This is a genomic window from Pseudomonas sp. PONIH3, assembly GCF_002934345.1.
In the GTDB taxonomy this organism is placed as follows: Bacteria; Pseudomonadota; Gammaproteobacteria; order Pseudomonadales; family Pseudomonadaceae; genus Aquipseudomonas; species Aquipseudomonas soli.
This window is the reverse complement of sequence record NZ_CP026386.1, coordinates 3,552,013-3,570,000: the sequence shown is the minus strand read 5'-3', so window position 1 is coordinate 3,570,000 and position 17,988 is coordinate 3,552,013. Positions and strand designations below refer to the sequence as shown.

Below are 17,988 nucleotides of genomic sequence, written 5' to 3'. Positions count from 1 at the left end.
AGAGTTCATATCGACGGCGGTGTTTGGCACCTCGATGTCGGCTCATCACATCCTGGGGCTGAAGCCGGTCCCAAGGGTATGGCTGTTCGCCATTTAAAGTGGTACGCGAGCTGGGTTTAGAACGTCGTGAGACAGTTCGGTCCCTATCTGCCGTGGACGTTTGAGATTTGAGAGGGGCTGCTCCTAGTACGAGAGGACCGGAGTGGACGAACCTCTGGTGTTCCGGTTGTCACGCCAGTGGCATTGCCGGGTAGCTATGTTCGGAAGAGATAACCGCTGAAAGCATCTAAGCGGGAAACTTGCCTCAAGATGAGATCTCACTGGAGCCTTGAGCTCCCTGAAGGGCCGTCGAAGACTACGACGTTGATAGGTTGGGTGTGTAAGCGCTGTGAGGCGTTGAGCTAACCAATACTAATTGCCCGTGAGGCTTGACCATATAACACCCAAGCAATTTGCTCACGCAGATTGCGGTGGTGAAGACGAAACGAACCGAAAGTTCGCGACGAACCACAAGATCACATATCCGAATTGGCTGGCATGTCTGCAAGGACGTACTGGCAACCGAATTTCTTGACGACCATAGAGCATTGGAACCACCTGATCCCATCCCGAACTCAGCAGTGAAACGATGCATCGCCGATGGTAGTGTGGGGTTTCCCCATGTGAGAGTAGGTCATCGTCAAGATTCATTTCGCAAAACCCCTATCTGCGCGAGCAGGTAGGGGTTTTGTCTTTAAGTAGAGACTATAGAGATTCGCAGGTACGTCCCACAGGACGGACCAGCACACAGAATTTCTTGACGACCATAGAGCATTGGAACCACCTGATCCCATCCCGAACTCAGCAGTGAAACGATGCATCGCCGATGGTAGTGTGGGGTTCCCCCATGTGAGAGTAGGTCATCGTCAAGATTCAATTCCAAAGCCCCTGATCGCGATGCGATCAGGGGCTTTGTCTTTTCTGGGTATCAATGCGTGGAGTTCCCGTATGAGCTCGTCCAGCTCCCTGCGCCGGCACGAAGGGAACGGTATTCACAAGCACAGCACCTCCCCTGTAGGAGCGGCTTCAGCGCGATCACCCGCCAAGCGGGTGCCAGACACCGAGTTGCTTGCATCGCGGCTAAAGCCGCTCCTACAGAAATCTCCTTTTGCTATGCAACAGCGACCCTTGATGTTCAAGACAAAAAAGTGCCGGTGTCAATTCTTTCGCGCAAATCAAGAAGGACTTGAAACCGTATATGGGACAGTAGGTTAGCTCCTTTCGGGGCCGCTTAGAAGAAGAGCGGCGTTGTCGGCTAGGAGCGACATAGGAGCGTTGGGAGAGAAAGCCGCATCGCACTGTGTAGTGCTGGATTGCCGAGGAACGGCGGGCCTGTCGCATCATCATAGCCCAACAGGCTCGGCGGCATCCAGAATGAAGAACGCGCAGCCTGGGCTGCGCGTTCGATGGATGCCGTTGAATAGCATGCGGTGCAATCATGGCGGCTTCGGTGGTGTGCTGCGGGTCGCCGTGCCCTTCCTGAATCCTCGATCCCCCGCCATGAACGCTTCCAGCATATGCGGGATCAGCGTCGCCGCATCAACGGCCTCGCCATACGCCTGCGCGTGTAGCGCGGCGTAGCGGTCGAGGTCGACTTTCAAGCTGGTCGGGCAAACGAAAGTCAGCTTGGTGCTCTCGGTCTTCGGCAGCGGGCCGAGCCGCAGCTTCTTGGTCGTGCTCATCGTGAAGTCCCCCGGTTGAAGAACAGCGGCTGGTACGGCCGCAGCACCAGATCCCGGTTGACGATGATGCGAACCGGCAGGCCCGGCCGTTGCGTTAAGGTCGGCTGGATGTTGAGGTTGCGCCGGGTCATCTCCTGGCCGACCTGATTGATGCTGTCCTGCGCGCTGTCGCGCCCAGCGATGATGACGCGATCACCATCCTGCCGGTTCTCCGGCGCGGCCAGCTCGGCACCGACGCCCAGCAGCGTGGTGAGTGCCGCACCGGCAAAGATGCGGCCCCAGTGGTAGTCCACATCGTCCTCCAGCCCGGCATAGCCGGCTGGGTCGGTGCCGGCCAGGTTGTCGAGCGTGAGCGAAGACGTGTCCGGCAGGATGATCCGGTTCCAGACGACTTGAACGCGGCTCTGCCCGTAGCTGACCTGGCTGTTGTATTTGCCCAGGATGCGCGAACCCTGCGGAATCAGCAGGAAGCGCCCGGTGGCTGTGTCATAGACCGGCTCCGTCACCGTGGCGATCACGTCGCCGGGCAAGTCCGACTTGATGCCCGTCACCAAGGCACCTGCGACCACTGTTCCGGCCATAACCTGATACGGCGAAATTGGCAGAGTCAGATTGCCGGAATTACGGGTTTCAGTGGGGCCAGCTTTCATGAAAGCCTCTTTCTGGTCTTGCCGGTTTTGCACCGCTGTCGGGTCAGCAGGTTGGGCCGCCGTGGAGGCCGGCCCGGCCGCCAGCGGGTCAAACGCCGCATTGGCGGCGAAGCCCGGCGCAGCGGCCACCTGTGTCTGCGCTACCGGCGCCGCATTCTGCCCACCCGAGCGGAAGAACACGGACGAGGCCGCGGCCGCCTCGGCTTCTTTTCGCAGGGCATCGTTCGGGTCGTGACCGGGGGCCGCGTAGGCAGCCGTCGCCGGTTGCTGCGACTTCACGATAGCCGGGCCAAGATCGCCCGGCAGCGGTGGCCCTAGTTCGGGAACGGCAGGCAGCAACGCCGGCGGCAGCTTGGAATAGTCCGTCGGCAGCGCATCCAGTCCTTCCGACTTTGACACGCGATCGACGTTGTAAAGCTCGGTCTGCTCGCCTGTGCTGCGTCGATGAGGTTGCAGCGACCACATCAGCGCGCCGAGCACGGCGACCGCTAGGACGCCGGCAAGGATGGCCAGCGAGCGCCGGTTCAGGCGTGTGACTGGACGCGGCTGGGCGCGCAGCGCCACTGCCTCCGGCGCCACCTTGTCCGCCTGCGGCGCGGCAAGGTCGGGAGTGTCATCCTGGCTCATGGTCAGTTCCTCCGTGCAACACCATCGGTGCGCTCGATCCGCACCACGTCGCCGCCATCGCCGCCCAGCCGCAGTTCGGCCGCGCCGAACAGGCGATCCACGACGTAGTACGGCGAGCGAAAACGGTAGTTCACCAGTTGCCCGTCGCCCTGCGCGCCGATGACAAACAGCGGCGGCAGCTCGCCCTGGGCGATGCCCGGCGGGAACTGGATATAGACCTTCTCTCCATCATCGAAGGCGCGCAGAGGCTTCCACGGCGGGTTGCTGCCCGATACCGCGTAGCGGAAGCGGATCTTGTCCAGCGACAGGCCCGTATCGACAGGCGTTGTTGCCTGCGCTGCCTGCGCCTGGCGCTGCAACGCGAGCATTCGGTCTTTCGGATAGTCCCAGGACACCGACGCCATCCATGCCCTCTCGGTCGAGGTCAGCTCCAGCAGGTAGGTGCGCCGACTGGTGGTGATGACGAGATTGGTTTTCAGACCGGAGCGGATAGGCTTGACCAGCACATTGACGCGCAGATCGGCCCCGCCGCCGCTGGACGTGTCGCCCACGATCCAGCGCACGGTATCGCCGGCGGCGACCGTTACCAGTTCCTCGCCCGGTTGAAGCGAAACCACCGTCACGCGCCCCGGCGACGCATAGACCTGATAAAGCGCGCCATCGGTGAACGGCCACACCTGAATCGCGTTGACGTAGCCCTCACGGGTAGGCGCGATACGCGCTTCTGCATTGGCACGGGAAACGCGCACCTTTTCGTCGGCCGGCTCCGGCGCAACGGGGGCCTCATCGAGTTCCGGCAGGGGCTTCAACTGCGCCGGCAGCGCCAGCGGTTCAGGGACGGCGACGACTTCGACGGGCTTGGGCGGTTCGGGCAACGGCTGGGCCAGCACCGTCTCGTCGAGCGAGATGGATGGCGGCGGCTTCCCCTGCGAGGCGCAGCCCGCGAGGGCCAGCAGCGTCAAAGGAACAACGTAAAGGCGGAAACGAAGTTTCATGGTTTGGCTCCTTCGGAAGAATCCAGTTCGCGGCTCCATGACAGGCCGTTGACGTAGATACCCAATGGGTTCTTGAGCAGGCGCTGTTCAGTACGCGGGGTTTGCAGGACGGTCGAAAGCACGGCGTTCCAGCGTTCGGTGCCGGCGGGCGCACCGTTGACATAGCGCTGCTCTGTCCAGCGCACGTTGAAAGACGTGTCGCTCGCGCGAACCACGCTGGTGATTTGCACCGTTACCGATTCCTTGCCGATGCGGGCGAATGGGTCATTGGTGCGGGCGTAGTCGTTGAGCACCGCCGCGCCCTTGTCGGTGGTGTAGTCGTAGGCATCGAGCCAGTTCTGCCGCACCACGATGGGGTCGATGGACAGCGAGCGAACCAGCGTCACGAAGCGCGCCAGGTGGTGCGCGATCTGCGCGTCGCCGGGCCGGTACGGCGTGGCGGCCTCTCCCACGGCGCGCACCTGCCCGGCTTGATCGACCTCGATGACATAGGGCGTCACGATGGACTGCGCCGAGCGCCACACCAGGCCGCCGGCCATCAACAGCGCGAGCACTAGGCAGCCGAAGGCCATCAGGCGCCAATTCTTCGCCTGCACGCGGGCGGAGCCGATACGGTCGTCCCACACCTGGGCGGCGGCTTGATACGGGGTGGCAGGCTGCGGCGTATCGGCGTAGCGCACCTGCGGTCGTTTGAATCGCATGGGTGTTCTCCTTGAAGGTTAGGTATCGGAATCCCGCAGGCTCGGGCCTTGCCCGGAGCCGCCGCCGTCGCCGCCGCGCAGCGTGTGGGCGGCAGTGGTCGCGGCATGGGTAGCCTGCTGGCGGCGGTGCATCCGCTTGGCCCAGGCCGGTTGCTCTTGCTTCTGCGAGCCTGCGGTGCCGTCTGCGGTCTGGCCGGGGCCAGCACCGTCGCTGCCGGCTTCTGTGCCGTTCCAGCCAGCGCGGAAGGAGTCGGCCACCTTCTGCCCAACAGCGGAAGCACCAGAGGTGACGCTGCGGCCTGCGGCTTGTGCGCCAGTCTTGGCGACATTGCCGAGGCCAGCCGCCGCGCCCTTGGCACCGCCGCCGGCCGCAGCGGAACCGGCCTGGAACGCCGATCGGGCACTGCCGGCCGCCGAAGTCGCGGCACGCGCACCGGCACCGGCCAGCTTTGCGGCCGCCGGGGCCATTCGTGCCCCGGCCATGACGGCGCCGCCCACGCCCGTTACGGCGGCGCCGATGGCAACGCCGGTGCCGACAGCCCCGACCGCAGCACCAGCCATCGCGCCCGCACCAAGCTGTGGCGCACCGGACACCAGGCCGGTGGCGATACCGGGGCCGAAAATGCCCAGCGCCAGCAGCGCGAGCGAGGCCAGCATCACGACCAGCGCGTGGTCGATGGATGGTTCGTCGGGATGCACCTGGAACTCGGCGAACAGGCCTGAACCGATGCCGACGATGACGGCCAGCACCAAGACCTTGATGCCTGACGACACCACGTTGCCTAGCACCTTTTCCGCGAGGAACGAGGTCTTGTTCCAGAGTGCAAACGGGATCAAGACGAAGCCGGCGAGCGTAGTCAGTTTGAACTCGATCAGCGTGATGAAAAGCTGTACGGCCAGCACGAAGAAGCAGAGGATCACCACCAGCCAGGCGATGAACAGAACCACGATAGGGTCGATGTTCACGAACACCTCGGGGAACCCAGCCATGTCCCCGATCTGTTCCAGAATCGGCGCGGCTGCGTCGATGCCGGTCTTCGCCAGCCGGCCCGGCTGAAGGAAGTTCTCCATCGTGATGGCCGAGCCGGTAGCGGTAATTCCCAAGCCGGCGAACGAGCGGAACACGATGCTCGCCAGCCAGTTGAAGTTGCCGATGATGTAGGCGAACGCGCCGACACAGAGCACCTTGCGCAGCAGCTTGGCGATCACGTCGTCGCCCTGGCCGGTGGCGTGGCTCATGGCCCAATACAGGCCAGCGATCGTCATGTCGATGACGATGAGCGTGGCGGTGAGAAATGCCACTTCGCCCTGCAATAAGCCGAAGCCCGAGTCGATGTAGCGCGAGAACGTATCGAGGAAACGGTCGATGATGGTCACGTCGTTCATGGCGAATCCTCGGGCGGAGTGAGCGGAACGGCGCCCTCTGGCAATTCATCTGCGGGCGTATCGAAGCTCGGCGGAATCGGCGGGAGTTCAGCCAGCGAGTTGTATTCATCCGGCCCGGTATGGCCGGCGAAGAAGCGCCGCCGGAAGGCTTCAGCGGCGGCGCGGCAGGCATCCTCGCCCACGGCCTGCCGGTCGGCCGCGCATTGCCCGCGCAACGCCTTGAGCCGCACCGGATCTGCGGCCAGGGCGTCGGCCAGGTTCTCGGCCGGCTGCTGGCCGCACGCGGTCAGCAGCACGGCCATCAGGACGGAAGCGCATCGCATGGCCGCCTCCGGTCAGTTGTTATAGAAGTTGACGGACTGCGGCGTGTACGGCGTGCCGGTGCCCAGAAAGCGCCGCCGCACTTCGCGGGCGCGCTCCATAGCCGCCGCTTGCCGCGCCAGTTCCAGTGAAGCGGCCCGGTCTTGCGTGATCTGGAGCTGCTGCGCCTGGATCGACTGCTTGGCCTGCAAAGCCAGGAGCTGGTTCGTCGCCTGCATCGCTTGCAGCGCGCCGGTGGCCGACTGGCTCTGGCTCACGAGATCGGCCAGCGCGCTTTCGTCTTGGGCGAGGTTCTGCGACACCTGCGCCTGCATCCGCATCGCGGTGTGCAAGCCGTTCAAGGTGTTCTGCCAGCGTTCGCGGGCGTCCTGTGCCATGCGGTCGCCGCTGATGGTGGCGGCGTACTGTTCCGGGTACAGGCGGGCGAACGTGGCATCCATGCTCTGCACGTCGTAGGCCAAGCCGCGCGCCTCGGCGATCAGGCGCTCGGTGGTGGCGAGCGTCGAGCGCAGGCGGTTGACGATGTTGAAGTCGAGATTTGCCAGGTTCCTGGCCTGGTTCATCAACATCTGCGCCTCGTTCTGAAGCTGGTTGATCTGGTTGTTGATCTGTTCCAGCGTGCGCACGGCGGTCAGCGTGTTCTGCACGAAGTTGGACGGGTCGAACACCGTCAGCGCGGATGCGGGCTGCACGGCCAGCAGCGATACCGACAGCACGGCAGCGAGTGAGACAGAGAGCAAACGGGGCTTGGTCTTCATGGTGAAACCTCCAGCGGTTGAGAAGCGAGAAAGGAAGCTGCCGCCGGAGCGGACGGCAGCAGGTCGGCGGCCCAGCCGAGGCCGCGATGGCGCAGCCACGCGCCGGCGAAGCCGGGAGCGCCGGCCTGCGTCAGCACGCGGTCAATATCGCGTTGGTCTTGAGGGGTGGATGCGCCCGCGAATGCGAGCGCGACAGGCCCCAGGTCGAGGTCGAACAGGCGATTGCCGAGGCGCGACTGGTAGTAGTAATCGCGCTTGGGCTGTGCGGTCGCCACGATCTCAATCTGGCGGCTGTTCAAGCCGAAGCCTTCGTAGATCGTGCGAATCTGCGGCTCGGTGGCCTGCGGGTTAGGTAAGAAGATCCTGCTCGCGCAGCTTTCGATGATGGCTGGCGCGATGGTCGAGTCCTTGATGTCGGCCAGCGACTGCGTGGCAAAGATGACGCTGACGTTCTTTTTTCTGAGCGTCTTGAGCCATTGCCGGATGCGGGCCGCGAAGGACGGCTCATCGAGGAACAGCCACGCTTCATCGAGGATCAGCAGCGTGGGCGCGCCGTCAAAACGTTCGTCGAAGCGGGCGAACAGGTAGCGCAGCACTGCTTGCACGGCGGCGGGGCTGTGCATCAGTTCTTCCATCTCAAAGCCCTGCACGTCGGCCATGCCCAGCCGGTCGTGGTCAGCGTCCAGCAGCTTGCCGTGGGCGCCGCCCAACACATAGGGCGCGAGCGCTTGGCGCAGCGCGTTGGACTGCAATAACACCGACAAGCCGGTCATGGTGCGCTGCTCCACTGGCGCACCGGCAAGGCTTCGCAGCGCCGACCAAATGGCAGCCTTCTCGTCCGGGCCGACCGTCACGCCTTCGTGCAGCAGCCGGCCCTCCACCCATTCGGCGGCCCAGGTGCGGTAGCCCTCGTGGGCTATTCGCGCGAGTGGCTGGAAGGCGATGCCGCCATCGGCACCGAGGTCGTAGTGCTCACCGCCAAGGCCGAGGATGGTGGCGCGCATCGAGCGCCCCATGTCGAAGGCGAAGATCCGCGAGCCGAAGTAGCGCCGGAACTGCATGGCCAATATGGCGAGCAGCACCGACTTGCCCATGCCGGTCGGCCCGGCGACAAGGGTGTGCCCCACGTCGCCGATGTGCGTCACCAGCCGGAACGGCGTCGCGCCATCGGTGCGGGTGACGATCAGCGGCGGGCCATCGAGGTGTTCGTTCTTCTCCGGCCCAGCCCATACCGCTGACATCGGCATCATGTGCGCCAGGTTCAGCGTCGAAACGATGGGCTGACGCACGTTCGCGTATGCGTTGCCGGGGACGGACGACAGCCAGGCATCGACTGCGTTGAGGGTTTCGGGGATGGTCACGAAACCCCGGCCCTGGATGACGCGCTCCACCATGCGCAGCTTCTCGTCGGCCACGGCCGGGTCGGCGTCGAGCACCGTCACCGTGGCGGTGAGGTAGCCGAAGGCGACTTGATCGCTGCCCAGCTCCTGCAAGGCGGCATCGGCGTCGGCGGCCTTGTTGCTGGCATCGGTATCGACCAGCGGGCTTTCCTGCTGAAAGATCGTTTCGCGCAGCAGCGCGATGACGTTCTTGCGCTTGGCGAACCATTGGCGCCGCAAGCGCCCCAATTCCCGTTCCGCCTCGGCTTTGTCCAGGCACAGGAAGCGCGTACTCCAGCGATACGCAAAGCCCAGGCGGTTGAGGTCGTCCAAGATCCCCGGCCAGGTCGAGGTCGGGAAGCCTCGTACCGACACCACGCGCAGGTGCTGATCGCCCAGCATGGGCGCCAGGCCGCCGACCAGCGCGGCATCGGCCAGCAGTGCGTCGATATGGAACGGCACGTCGGGCACGCCGACGCGATAGCGCCGCGTGGAGACTGTGGCATGCAGGTAGGTCAGCGTCTGGCTATCGTCCAGCCAGGCAATCTCCGGCATCACACCATCGAGCAGGTCGAACACGCGATCGGTCTCTGCCACGAAGGAATCAAGCCGACCACGCCAGTCCACACCCTCAGTGGGCCGGTTCTCGTACAGCATCCCAGCCGCACGGGCGCGAGACTCTTGCGGCGGTAGGTGTTGCAACGTGAAGTGATAGACGCTCTCGAAATGGCCATCCGACTCCTCGAACGCCGCGCGTCGCTCCTCATCCACCAGCCAGGACAGTGGTTCGGGAAAGGAGGATTGCGGATAGCTCGATGCCCGCATCCGCTCGGCCTCGATATAGAAGGCCCAGCCAGACCCGGTACGGCGAAGCGCGTTGTTCTGCCGCGCCGACGTGGCAATCAGCTCGCCCTGTGTCGCACTGTCCAAGTCGGGGCCGCGAAACTGGAACGTGCGTTGAAACGAACCATCTTTGTTCAGCACAACGCCCGGCGCGACCAGCCCGGCCCAGGGCAGCCAGTCGGCAAGCAAGGCCGGGCGCTGACGATATTCGGCAAGGTTCAGCATGGCGTCCTCCCCTCACACGTCCAGAAGCGGGCGGTGTTTGATATGCCGCGCGAAGACCTGCATGAACTGCGGATCGACGCGCGCACCCCATACGGCCAGCGAGTGGCCGACGATCCAGAGCACCACGCCGGGAATCCACAGTTGCAGGCCCAGCCCGACGGCGGCGGCTAGCGTGCCGTTGGCAATCGCCACGGTGCGCGGCGCACCGCCCAGCAGGATCGGCTCGGTCAGCGAGCGATGCAGCGGCACTTCAAAGCCCGGAAGATCGGTGGCCTTACTCATACGACGGCCCCTCCGGAGAAGCTGAAGAACGACAGGAAGAACGAGGACGCGGCGAACGCGATGGACAGGCCGAACACGATCTGGATCAGCTTGCGAAAGCCGCCGCTGGTATCACCGAACGCCAGCGCAAGCCCCGTCGAGATGATGATGATCACCGCCACGATCCGGGCGACTGGCCCTTGGATGGATTCGAGGATGGAGGTCAGCGGCCCTTCCCACGGCATCGAGGAACCGGCGGCCTGCGCCGTGCCCGCCAGCAACAGCATCAGCGCGGCCAGCAGCAGCCCTTGCCCTGCGGGACGGGCCAGGTGGCGCAGCCGCGCCATGCTGGACAGGCGAGAAATAGGATTTACGGAAAGACGGAAAGCATCAACGTGCGTCATGGCAGTTCTCCAGGTTGGTCAGGGGTCGAGGAAGGCGCAGCGGCAGCGGCTGCAAGAGGAACCGGCGGCAGCTCGGGAAACGGCGTTTCCAGCGCATCTGTCAGGCGATAGCCCGCACCGTCGAAGCCGACGACACGGGAGATGGTTTCGACGTGACGTTTGCGGCCACGGCCTGCGATGTGAATCACCACGTTGACCGCCTCGGCGATCAGGGCGCGGGGCGGATTCACTGCCACTTCGAGGATCAGTTGCTCCAGACGCAGCAGTGCGCCCAAGGCGGAGCCGGCATGGATGGTGGCAATGCCGCCGGGGTGGCCGGTGCCCCAGACCTTCACCAAGTCCAGGGCTTCGCCGCCACGCACTTCGCCGACGATCACGCGGTCAGGCCGCAGGCGCATCGTGGCCCGCACCAGCTCGGTCATTGTGACGACGCCGGCGCGGGTGCGCAGCGGCACATGGTCGCGGGCCGCGCATTGCAGCTCGATGGTGTCTTCGAGCACCAGCACGCGGTCGCCTGTGGCGGCGATCTCGGCCAGCAGCGCGTTCGCCAGCGTGGTCTTGCCGGTGCTGGTGCCGCCGGCGATCAGGATGTTCTGCCGCTCGCGCACGGCGCGGCGCAGGAACTCGGCCTGCCCGGCGGTCAGGATGCCGTCGGCCACGTAGCGATCCAGGCCGATGATGCTCACGGCCCGCTTGCGTAGCGCGAAGGCTGGCCCCGGGGCGGCCGGAGGCAGGATGCCCTCGAAACGCTCGCCGGTTTCCGGCAACTCGGCGGTCAAGAGCGGCTGGCCGCGATGCACCTCCGCGCCGACATGCGCGGCGACCAGGCGGATGATGCGTTCACCATCGGCCTCGGGCATCTCCACGCCCAGCGGCGAGCGACCCGACGACAGCCGATCCACCCACAGGGTGCGATCGGGGTTGAGCATGATTTCCACAACATCCGGATCTTCGAGCGCAGCGGCGATCAGCGGCCCCATCGCCGTGCGCAGCATCTGGATGCGGCGATCCTGGGACGCCGCGGCGGATGAGCGAGATTCAGGCGGAATCTGCGGAACGGCACTCATGACGCACGCTCTGCAGCTCGCTCATCGGCGGACGCCATCGCTGCTGCGTCATCCATCCGCATCGGATCGGGGTGCAGTTCCTCCACCACGTCGCGCACCAGACTGCGGCCACGCAGCAGGTGGCGACCCAACTGCTCGACGAACTGCTCGAAGCGCGCTTTGCCCTGGGCGCGGGCCGCGTCCTTGTGGGCTTCTGGCACCGGCGTGCTGATGGTCAAGAAATAGCGGATGAACAGCGCCAGCGTTTCGATCTGGATGTTCTGGTCGCGCTCCATGCGTTCGGTCTGCCGCGACAGTCGATCCAGCCGCTTGGCAATGGCGGCCTCACGCTGGTCGCCCGCATCGGGTGACAGCCAGGACGCCAAGGCCGCTGCGACGATGGAGGACTTGGACACGCCTTTCTTGGCGGCAAGTTCATCCAGGCGCTTGGCGTGCTCGGGCTGGATGAAAAGATTGAGGCGGTATTGGCTCATAGGTCGATTCCGTCGTTGGGGTCGAGAGAAGCCAGCCGGGCCGTGCGCTGCATGGCCGGGTCGAGCTGGCCGGGAAGCGGGAGCGCCAGGTCGTCGTCATCGAGCAGCTCCAGGTCGTTCGCACACGCGTCCAACTCGGGCTCGTAGGCGACGGTTTCGGAGAGTTCGAGCTGGCGGCGCGGGCCGCCGTCATCGGTGCCGCCCGGACCATCGGCGGATACCGAGGTCGGCGCCGTAGGTACGGCCGGGATCGCCAAGCCGCTCCAGTCGTCGGGGCGGGCTGGCGGCGCGTCGGCGTACCTCCCGACTGCGAGCACGGGCGGTGGCAGGACGCGATCCTTGAAATTGGCGTCGACGTAGTAACGCAGCTTCTTCGCGCGGATCGGGGCAACGCTGGACACCATGACTACGGCGTCCTCAGGTGGAAGCTGCATCACCTCGCCGGGCGTCAGCAGCGGACGTGCAGTTTCCTGACGCGACACCATCAGGTGCCCCAGCCACGGAGCGAGGCGGTGGCCCGCGTAGTTGCGCTGCGCGCGAAGCTCGGTGGCGGTGCCGAGGGTTTCGGAAATCCTTTTCGCCGTCCTTTCGTCGTTGGTGGCGAAAGTCACCCGGACATGGCAGTTGTCGAGGATGGAATGGTTCTGCCCATACGCCTTGTCGATCTGGTTCAGGCTTTGAGCGATGAGAAAGCTGCGGATGCCGTAGCCGGCCATGAAGGCAAGCGCGGACTCGAAAAAATCGAGGCGACCCAGCGCCGGAAACTCGTCCAGCATCAGCAGCAGCTTGTGCCGGCGCGCGATGCCATCGCTGCCGTCGAGCGATTCGGTCAGCCGCCGCCCGATCTGGTTCAAGATGAGCCGGATCAGCGGCTTGGTGCGGCTTATGTCGGAGGGCGGCACCACCAGATAGAGCGATACCGGGTGCTCGGCGGAAATCAGGTCGGCGATGCGCCAATCGCAGCGCGATGTGACTTCGGCCACGGTCGGGTCGCGGTACAGGCCGAGAAACGACATGGCGGTGGAGAGCACGCCCGATCGCTCGTTGTCCGACTTGTTGAGCACTTCGCGGGCAGCGGATGCGACAACCGGGTGAGGCGCATCGCCCAGGTGCTTCGTCGTCATCATCCGGTGCAGCGTCAGCTCGAACGGACACGCCGGGTCGCTGAGGAAGTTGGCGACGCCGCGCAGCGTCTTGTCCTCGCCTGCGTACAGAACATGCAAGATTGCACCGACCAGTAGCGCGTGGCTGGTCTTCTCCCAATGATTGCGCTTCTCTAACGCACCTTCAGGGTCAACCAGAATGTCGGCGATGTTCTGCACGTCGCGCACTTCATGTGCGCCGCGCCGGACTTCAAGCAGCGGGTTGTAGGCGGCCGACTGCCTATCGGTGGGGTTGAAAAGCAGGCAGTGCGAAAAGCGCGAACGCCAGCCCGCCGTGATCTTCCAGTTCTCTCCCTTAATGTCGTGAATGACGGCGGACGCCGGCCACGAAAGCAACGTAGGCACCACCAAGCCCACGCCCTTGCCCGAGCGCGTGGGTGCGAAGCTCAGGACATGTTCCGGCCCCTCATGTCGGAGGTATTGGTCGTCGTGTTGGCCGAGGAAGACGCCCGCCGGGAGGGTCAGTCCAGCTTTGCGGATGTCGACGGCATCGGCCCAGCGTGCCGAACCATAAGTCGTAACCAGCCGCGACTGCCGAGAACGCCATACCGACATGGCGATGGCGACGAGTAAAGCGAACAAACCGCTACCACCCGCAATCGCACCGCCTGTGTCGAAGACGTGCGGCGCGTAGGCATCAAAGAAGAACCACCATTCGAACAAGCGCCACGGGTGATAAACCGGTACACCTAGAAGATCGAACCAGGGCGATCCGAGGCGTACTTGATAGCCAAGGGTCGCTGCTGTCCATTGTGTGGCGCCCCAGACGCCGGCGATCACGATGCCGATTACCACAGCGATCTGGCCGAACAGAACGTTCGTCCCTTGCATGACCTGTCCTCCGATTTCTCCTGCGCTGGTGTCTCATTGAAAGCGTTGCACAGGGGGTGTCGCAGGCGTCAGGATCGGTTCTGGGCTAGTGCCGGTCAAAGACCGTTCGCAGCACAATGGTCGAGGGAAAAGAAAGAATGAGCGCGGTGGCGAGTCAAAGAAAAGCGCCGCAAGCGAAAGCGCACTGCGGCGCATACAGAGTTCCAAGCAAGTTACCCAAAAAAAGCCGTCAATGGGCCTTGCTTCCACTCATAGGCAATATTTAGATATCATGAAAAACGATGATATTTAAGATTGGAATAAAAATGAAAAATATCAAGAGTATGGATCTCAACTTGCTCAAGGCGCTGGACGCATTGTTAGACGAACGCAATGTGACACGGGCGGCGGCCCGTCTGGGACTAACCCAGCCGGCCTTGAGTGGCATGCTGACGCGGTTGCGCGAGAGCTTCGGTGACCCGCTTTTCGCGCGCTCGCAGCGGGGTATCGTTCCAACGCAGCGGGCGCTGGATCTAGGGATGCCTGTCAAGCAGGTGCTCGCCGAAATCGACGCGCTGCTCCAGCCACCTTCCTTCAATCCGGCCACCGCACAACTGACCTTCTCCATCGCCGCGACGGACTATGCGCTGCGTGCCGTTGCTGTCCCATTTCTATCGGCACTTAAACGGCACGCACCGCGTGTACGAGTCTCATTAGTGCCAGTCGAGAGCGGGCAGCTACAGAACCAGCTTGAGCGCGGTCAGATCGATTTAGCCCTCCTGACGCCAGAGATCACTCCGCCAAATCTGCATGCCCGAGAGCTGTTCAAGGAACACTATGTGTGTGTCCTGCGGGAAGACCATCCTGCGGCTATGGGGCGCAAGCTGACCGTTAAACAGTTCTGTGCTCTCGACCATGCGCTTGTTTCCTACGATGGTGGAGGTTTCCGCGGCGTCACCGACGATGCGCTAGAACAGTTGGGCAAACGACGCAGCGTCACACTGTCGGTCAAGAGCTTTCTGATCTTGCCAGACATCCTGCGTGCCAGTGACATGGTTGCGATCTTGCCGAGCCGCTTGGTCGCCGGTATGGACAAGCTGGCTATCTCCCTGCCGCCGGTGAAGATACCGGGGTTCACCAAGACGGCTGCTTGGCACGAACGCACCCATCACGATCCAGCACATCGCTGGATACGAGCACTGCTGTTCACTTCCTGTGCTAACAACAAGTAGGCAAGATCGCTCCTATCGTCATGCTCAGCACAACTCTACCTCGCACTACAAATAAGCAATCAGTCGGCTCAATTGGAGACGCGCCCTTTCGTAGCGCCGCTGCGAGATAGCCTAGTCGGTGGATGGCAGAACCTAGGCCTTGATATCATATTTTATGATATCAAAAATAGAAACTTAGGATTTCACTTATTGCAGATGGAGGCTCATGATTTGCTCCATGACCACTTGAATGACGCAGCCACCCCTGTTGCGTCATCGACATTTTGTGAAGGAGCTTCGATATGAGCAAGCAACAGAACGCCATCCTCTGGCCCGAAGGCTACACGCCGGGCTTTACTGAGAATTTCGCCTCCAATGAGATCATCGCCGCCGGCTTGAGCGCGGCCGACGTATGGCCTCTACTCGTCACACCATCGCTGTGGCCAAGCTACTACGCCAACTCGGCTAACGTGTGCTTTCATGACGGCAAAGGCCCGGTACTGGCCGACGGCGATCGGTTTTACTTCGAGACCTTCGGCTTCCCGGTAGAGGGGCAGTGCAACGAATACGTGCCACCTGCGGATGGGCAACCCGGCCGCGTGGCCTGGCACGGCTGGTCCGGCGAGGAAGGCACAGATACGCGCCTGGATGTGCATCACGCCTGGCTGGTTGAGAACCTGGACGGCAGGCGCGTGCGCATCCTCACGCAGGAAACTCAGAAGGGCAAACCGGCCGAGGAGCTGCACAACGCCAAACCCAACCCGATGATCAACGGCCATCAGGACTGGCTCGACAGCTTGGTCGAGGCAGCGCGCAAAGCCAAGCAGGCGTAGTGGTCTCCGGCCGCTTGATCCCAAGCGTCTGAACGGAGAAAACCATGATGAGAACTCCCCTCAGGATTCTGCTGGTCCTGACTTCGCAGGCAACGATGGGCGACGAACTGCTCAACCGCGAATGGTTCCGCAGTCGGACCGAAGCGAAGGTGCTGATCGAACGTTGGCGACAGTTCTACAACGAGCAGCGGCCGCATAGCGCGCATGCTTACAAACCGCCGGCGACGATCCGGCGCAACTGGATCCAATCCGATAGCATCCCCTCCGAACTCACTGCCTGACTGGCTACAAAGTTCGTACTCAGGTCACCTTGGCGCAGGCACTGAAGGTGGAGCCACCCGGAATGGGTGCTCCCACCGCCTTACGCGCACTGGCTCGAACTCTCCCGAGGCGCCGGCAAGCTCGTCACATAGCGACTAGAGAGAGGAGGTGACCGTACGAGTTCCCAGCGCCCGATCCACTCTGGGAGCTGGGTCGCCTAGCGACTACGCTACCAATGGAGCTAGCGATCAACTCGATAACTTGAGCGTGATAACGCCCAGGATGATCAACGCCACGCCAAGGTATCGCATCAGGGAGGTTGGGTCGCCATAGAAATGAATTCCGACTAAGAAAGTTCCCGCCGCTCCGATACCCGTCCACACCGCATAAGCAGTCCCAATCGGTATCTGACGCTGAGCAAGCCATAGGAAGGCGCCGCTAATTGTCATGAAAGAGACGGCTACTGCGACCCCACTCCAACGCGATGTTGGCTCTTGCGCCATTTTCAGCCCGACCGGCCATCCGATTTCAAACAATCCAGCCAAAACAAGATAGATCCAACCCATTGCGATTCTCCTTCAAATTTTTCATATCCGGCATACATACTCCGGCATGACCACCAGCTTAGAACTTCGGCGGCTCTTTAGGCGTGGTGTGGGGCACATCGCCATCTTCGTAAAAGCGCTTTCGCGTAGCCTCGGCAACCCGGTTACATAGTTGGTCGCCCAGCATTGGTCGATCCAACTTGCATTGCTTGCGCAACTCTTTCAGACGCTCAGGATTGAGCGCTAATTCATCGACTGTCGGAAGGTTGGCTTTATCTGGTTTCCCAGATGGGCTGCAGGCTGCCAATGTCGAGGAAAGCAATATGAGAGCAATCTTCTTCATGGTTAATTTTCTTTGGGAGATTGTGTGATGGTTTACCGCCGACCTTTGGCATCTGGAGATTTGATCGAATGAACGCGTTCCATGAAGCGAGTCAGCATTTCTGACGGCTCGCTGGCCGGCCGTAGTAGATAGGTCGTGAGCATTGGCGAACGTCCAGTCAGCGGCCGTGCGACCACCCCCTGTTCCCTGCTGGCTGTGATATGCGCGCCTCCTGTGAGGCCTAGTGCAAGTCCCGCCGAAACCAGGACCATCATTAGATCGCTGGAAGTCACGCGTTCGGCAATCAGTGGCTCTATGTCCACGCGACGTAGCACCCGTTCAACTTGCCGAGCATGGCCCTCACACGCCACCGCGTCGCAGAGCACCAGCGGATACCGCAACAGCTCTTCTAGGGGAATCTGTTTGTGGGATAGCAAGGGGTGCCGTGCGGGCACAGCTACCATCAGAGGGTCACTCCACACCGGCACGGCGATGATGCCTTCGCCGACTTCATCCGATTGAGCGAAGCCGAGATCGTACAGTTCGCCACACAATCCCTTGATTTGCTGTGCCAAAGGCACCTCGAAGAAGCGAACTTCCACTTCCGGCTCTTCCTGCCGGCAGAGCGCCAACAACGCAGGCAGGCGCGATGGCGTGATTCCATCAGACAATGCAATACGGAGCTGGCAATGAAAGCCATTGGCTGCGGCGTTCACACTGTCGCGCGCCTGCTGCAAAGCTGCGAAGACACGCGGCACGCTCTCAAAGAAGAGCCTGCCCGCACGAGTCAAGCGGGTGCTCCGAGTGGTTCTCGCAAATAGCGCTACGCCCAACTCTTCCTCAAGTTCCTTGATGGCGCGCGACAGCGGCGATGTCTCTATGTGGAGGCGCTCTGCGGCTCGGGCAAAGTGCAGCTCCTCTGCCACCGCCAGAAAGTAGCGCAGGTGTCGAATTTCCATGTTCGCATTCCTCATCACTCAGGCCTCACCACCTTCGCCTTGCGTCACGCTATTTAGCTAGCCTTCGCAAGCT

Annotated in this window: 18 protein-coding genes, 3 rRNA genes and 1 pseudogene (1 of these 22 only partly in view); 6 read left to right on the top strand and 16 right to left on the bottom strand. The window is 62.8% G+C overall.

What is annotated here, in order from left to right; all coding sequences use genetic code 11:
• The 3 genes from C3F42_RS16425 to rrf (C3F42_RS16415) form a co-directional block, all read left to right on the top strand.
• A 23S ribosomal RNA gene (locus C3F42_RS16425) occupies positions 1–436 on the top strand; it begins 2,458 nt to the left of the window's first position.
• A 133-nt stretch (positions 437–569) separates the two neighbouring features.
• Positions 570–685 (top strand): 5S ribosomal RNA (gene rrf / locus C3F42_RS16420).
• A 110-nt stretch (positions 686–795) separates the two neighbouring features.
• Positions 796–911 (top strand): 5S ribosomal RNA (gene rrf / locus C3F42_RS16415).
• A 564-nt stretch (positions 912–1,475) separates the two neighbouring features.
• On the opposite strand, the gene C3F42_RS16410 is transcribed toward rrf (C3F42_RS16415), so the two are convergent.
• From C3F42_RS16410 to C3F42_RS16350, 13 genes are read right to left on the bottom strand one after another with little or no spacing between them, the layout of a single operon-like run.
• The gene (locus tag C3F42_RS16410) at positions 1,476–1,721 is read right to left on the bottom strand and encodes a DUF2274 domain-containing protein (protein WP_000108283.1); all 246 of its coding nucleotides are present in this window, start codon (positions 1,719–1,721) and stop codon (positions 1,476–1,478) included.
• Positions 1,718–2,998: a TrbI/VirB10 family protein gene (locus C3F42_RS16405; RefSeq protein ID WP_003092274.1), complete on the bottom strand. Its 1,281-nt coding sequence runs from the start codon at positions 2,996–2,998 to the stop codon at positions 1,718–1,720. The genes C3F42_RS16410 and C3F42_RS16405 overlap by 4 nt, the downstream gene beginning before the upstream one ends.
• Before the next feature lie 2 nt (positions 2,999–3,000).
• On the bottom strand, positions 3,001–3,993 hold the full coding sequence (trbG, locus tag C3F42_RS16400; protein ID WP_000776560.1) for a P-type conjugative transfer protein TrbG: 993 nt from the start codon (positions 3,991–3,993) through the stop codon (positions 3,001–3,003).
• Positions 3,990–4,694, bottom strand: a complete 705-nt coding sequence (gene trbF, locus C3F42_RS16395) for a conjugal transfer protein TrbF (protein WP_001211312.1) — start codon at positions 4,692–4,694, stop codon at positions 3,990–3,992. Before trbF ends, trbG begins: the two co-directional genes overlap by 4 nt.
• 18 nt (positions 4,695–4,712) lie before the next feature.
• On the bottom strand, positions 4,713–6,080 hold the full coding sequence (gene trbL, locus C3F42_RS16390) for a P-type conjugative transfer protein TrbL (RefSeq protein ID WP_001000746.1): 1,368 nt from the start codon (positions 6,078–6,080) through the stop codon (positions 4,713–4,715).
• Positions 6,077–6,403, bottom strand: a complete 327-nt coding sequence (locus C3F42_RS16385) for a hypothetical protein (protein WP_014603538.1) — start codon at positions 6,401–6,403, stop codon at positions 6,077–6,079. Before C3F42_RS16385 ends, trbL begins: the two co-directional genes overlap by 4 nt.
• Before the next feature lie 12 nt (positions 6,404–6,415).
• Complete coding sequence (gene trbJ, locus C3F42_RS16380; protein ID WP_003092277.1) at positions 6,416–7,159, bottom strand: P-type conjugative transfer protein TrbJ; 744 nt, start codon at positions 7,157–7,159, stop codon at positions 6,416–6,418.
• Positions 7,156–9,606 (bottom strand): conjugal transfer protein TrbE, encoded by a 2,451-nt coding sequence (gene trbE / locus C3F42_RS16375; protein WP_000933135.1) that lies wholly within the window; start codon positions 9,604–9,606, stop codon positions 7,156–7,158. The genes trbJ and trbE overlap by 4 nt, the downstream gene beginning before the upstream one ends.
• 12 nt (positions 9,607–9,618) lie before the next feature.
• Positions 9,619–9,888, bottom strand: coding sequence for a VirB3 family type IV secretion system protein (locus C3F42_RS16370; RefSeq protein ID WP_003092280.1), 270 nt, complete (start codon positions 9,886–9,888; stop codon positions 9,619–9,621).
• Positions 9,885–10,271, bottom strand: coding sequence for a TrbC/VirB2 family protein (locus C3F42_RS16365; protein ID WP_000150010.1), 387 nt, complete (start codon positions 10,269–10,271; stop codon positions 9,885–9,887). Before C3F42_RS16365 ends, C3F42_RS16370 begins: the two co-directional genes overlap by 4 nt.
• The gene (gene trbB, locus C3F42_RS16360; protein ID WP_023093367.1) at positions 10,268–11,338 is read right to left on the bottom strand and encodes a P-type conjugative transfer ATPase TrbB; all 1,071 of its coding nucleotides are present in this window, start codon (positions 11,336–11,338) and stop codon (positions 10,268–10,270) included. The genes C3F42_RS16365 and trbB overlap by 4 nt, the downstream gene beginning before the upstream one ends.
• Positions 11,335–11,811 (bottom strand): ribbon-helix-helix protein, CopG family, encoded by a 477-nt coding sequence (locus tag C3F42_RS16355; protein ID WP_000085131.1) that lies wholly within the window; start codon positions 11,809–11,811, stop codon positions 11,335–11,337. The genes trbB and C3F42_RS16355 overlap by 4 nt, the downstream gene beginning before the upstream one ends.
• Positions 11,808–13,805, bottom strand: a complete 1,998-nt coding sequence (locus tag C3F42_RS16350) for a conjugal transfer protein TraG (protein WP_001163195.1) — start codon at positions 13,803–13,805, stop codon at positions 11,808–11,810. The genes C3F42_RS16355 and C3F42_RS16350 overlap by 4 nt, the downstream gene beginning before the upstream one ends.
• A 305-nt stretch (positions 13,806–14,110) precedes the next feature.
• On the opposite strand from C3F42_RS16350, the gene C3F42_RS16345 reads away from it, so the two are divergent.
• The 3 genes and pseudogenes from C3F42_RS16345 to C3F42_RS16335 form a co-directional block, all read left to right on the top strand.
• Positions 14,111–15,016, top strand: a complete 906-nt coding sequence (locus C3F42_RS16345) for a LysR family transcriptional regulator (protein WP_023093368.1) — start codon at positions 14,111–14,113, stop codon at positions 15,014–15,016.
• 281 nt (positions 15,017–15,297) lie between these two features.
• Entirely contained in the window at positions 15,298–15,828 is a 531-nt protein-coding gene (locus C3F42_RS16340; protein WP_000043569.1) for a hypothetical protein, read from the top strand.
• A gap of 101 nt (positions 15,829–15,929) precedes the next feature.
• Positions 15,930–16,109 (top strand): annotated as a pseudogene (locus C3F42_RS16335) (integrase core domain-containing protein); the annotation flags it as partial.
• 228 nt (positions 16,110–16,337) lie between these two features.
• Here the strand turns inward: C3F42_RS16335 and C3F42_RS16330 are convergent.
• Genes C3F42_RS16330 through C3F42_RS16320 form a run of 3 tightly spaced genes read right to left on the bottom strand, consistent with a single transcriptional unit; the run spans position 16,338 to position 17,915 of the window.
• Positions 16,338–16,655 carry a multidrug efflux SMR transporter gene (locus tag C3F42_RS16330; RefSeq protein ID WP_000539741.1) on the bottom strand — a complete coding sequence of 106 codons (318 nt, stop codon included), beginning with the start codon at positions 16,653–16,655 and terminating at the stop codon, positions 16,338–16,340.
• Between the two features lie 58 nt (positions 16,656–16,713).
• Positions 16,714–16,977, bottom strand: coding sequence for an EexN family lipoprotein (locus C3F42_RS16325; protein ID WP_000717310.1), 264 nt, complete (start codon positions 16,975–16,977; stop codon positions 16,714–16,716).
• Between the two features lie 32 nt (positions 16,978–17,009).
• Entirely contained in the window at positions 17,010–17,915 is a 906-nt protein-coding gene (locus C3F42_RS16320; RefSeq protein ID WP_000405670.1) for a LysR family transcriptional regulator, read from the bottom strand.
• Positions 17,916–17,988 lie beyond the last annotated feature (73 nt).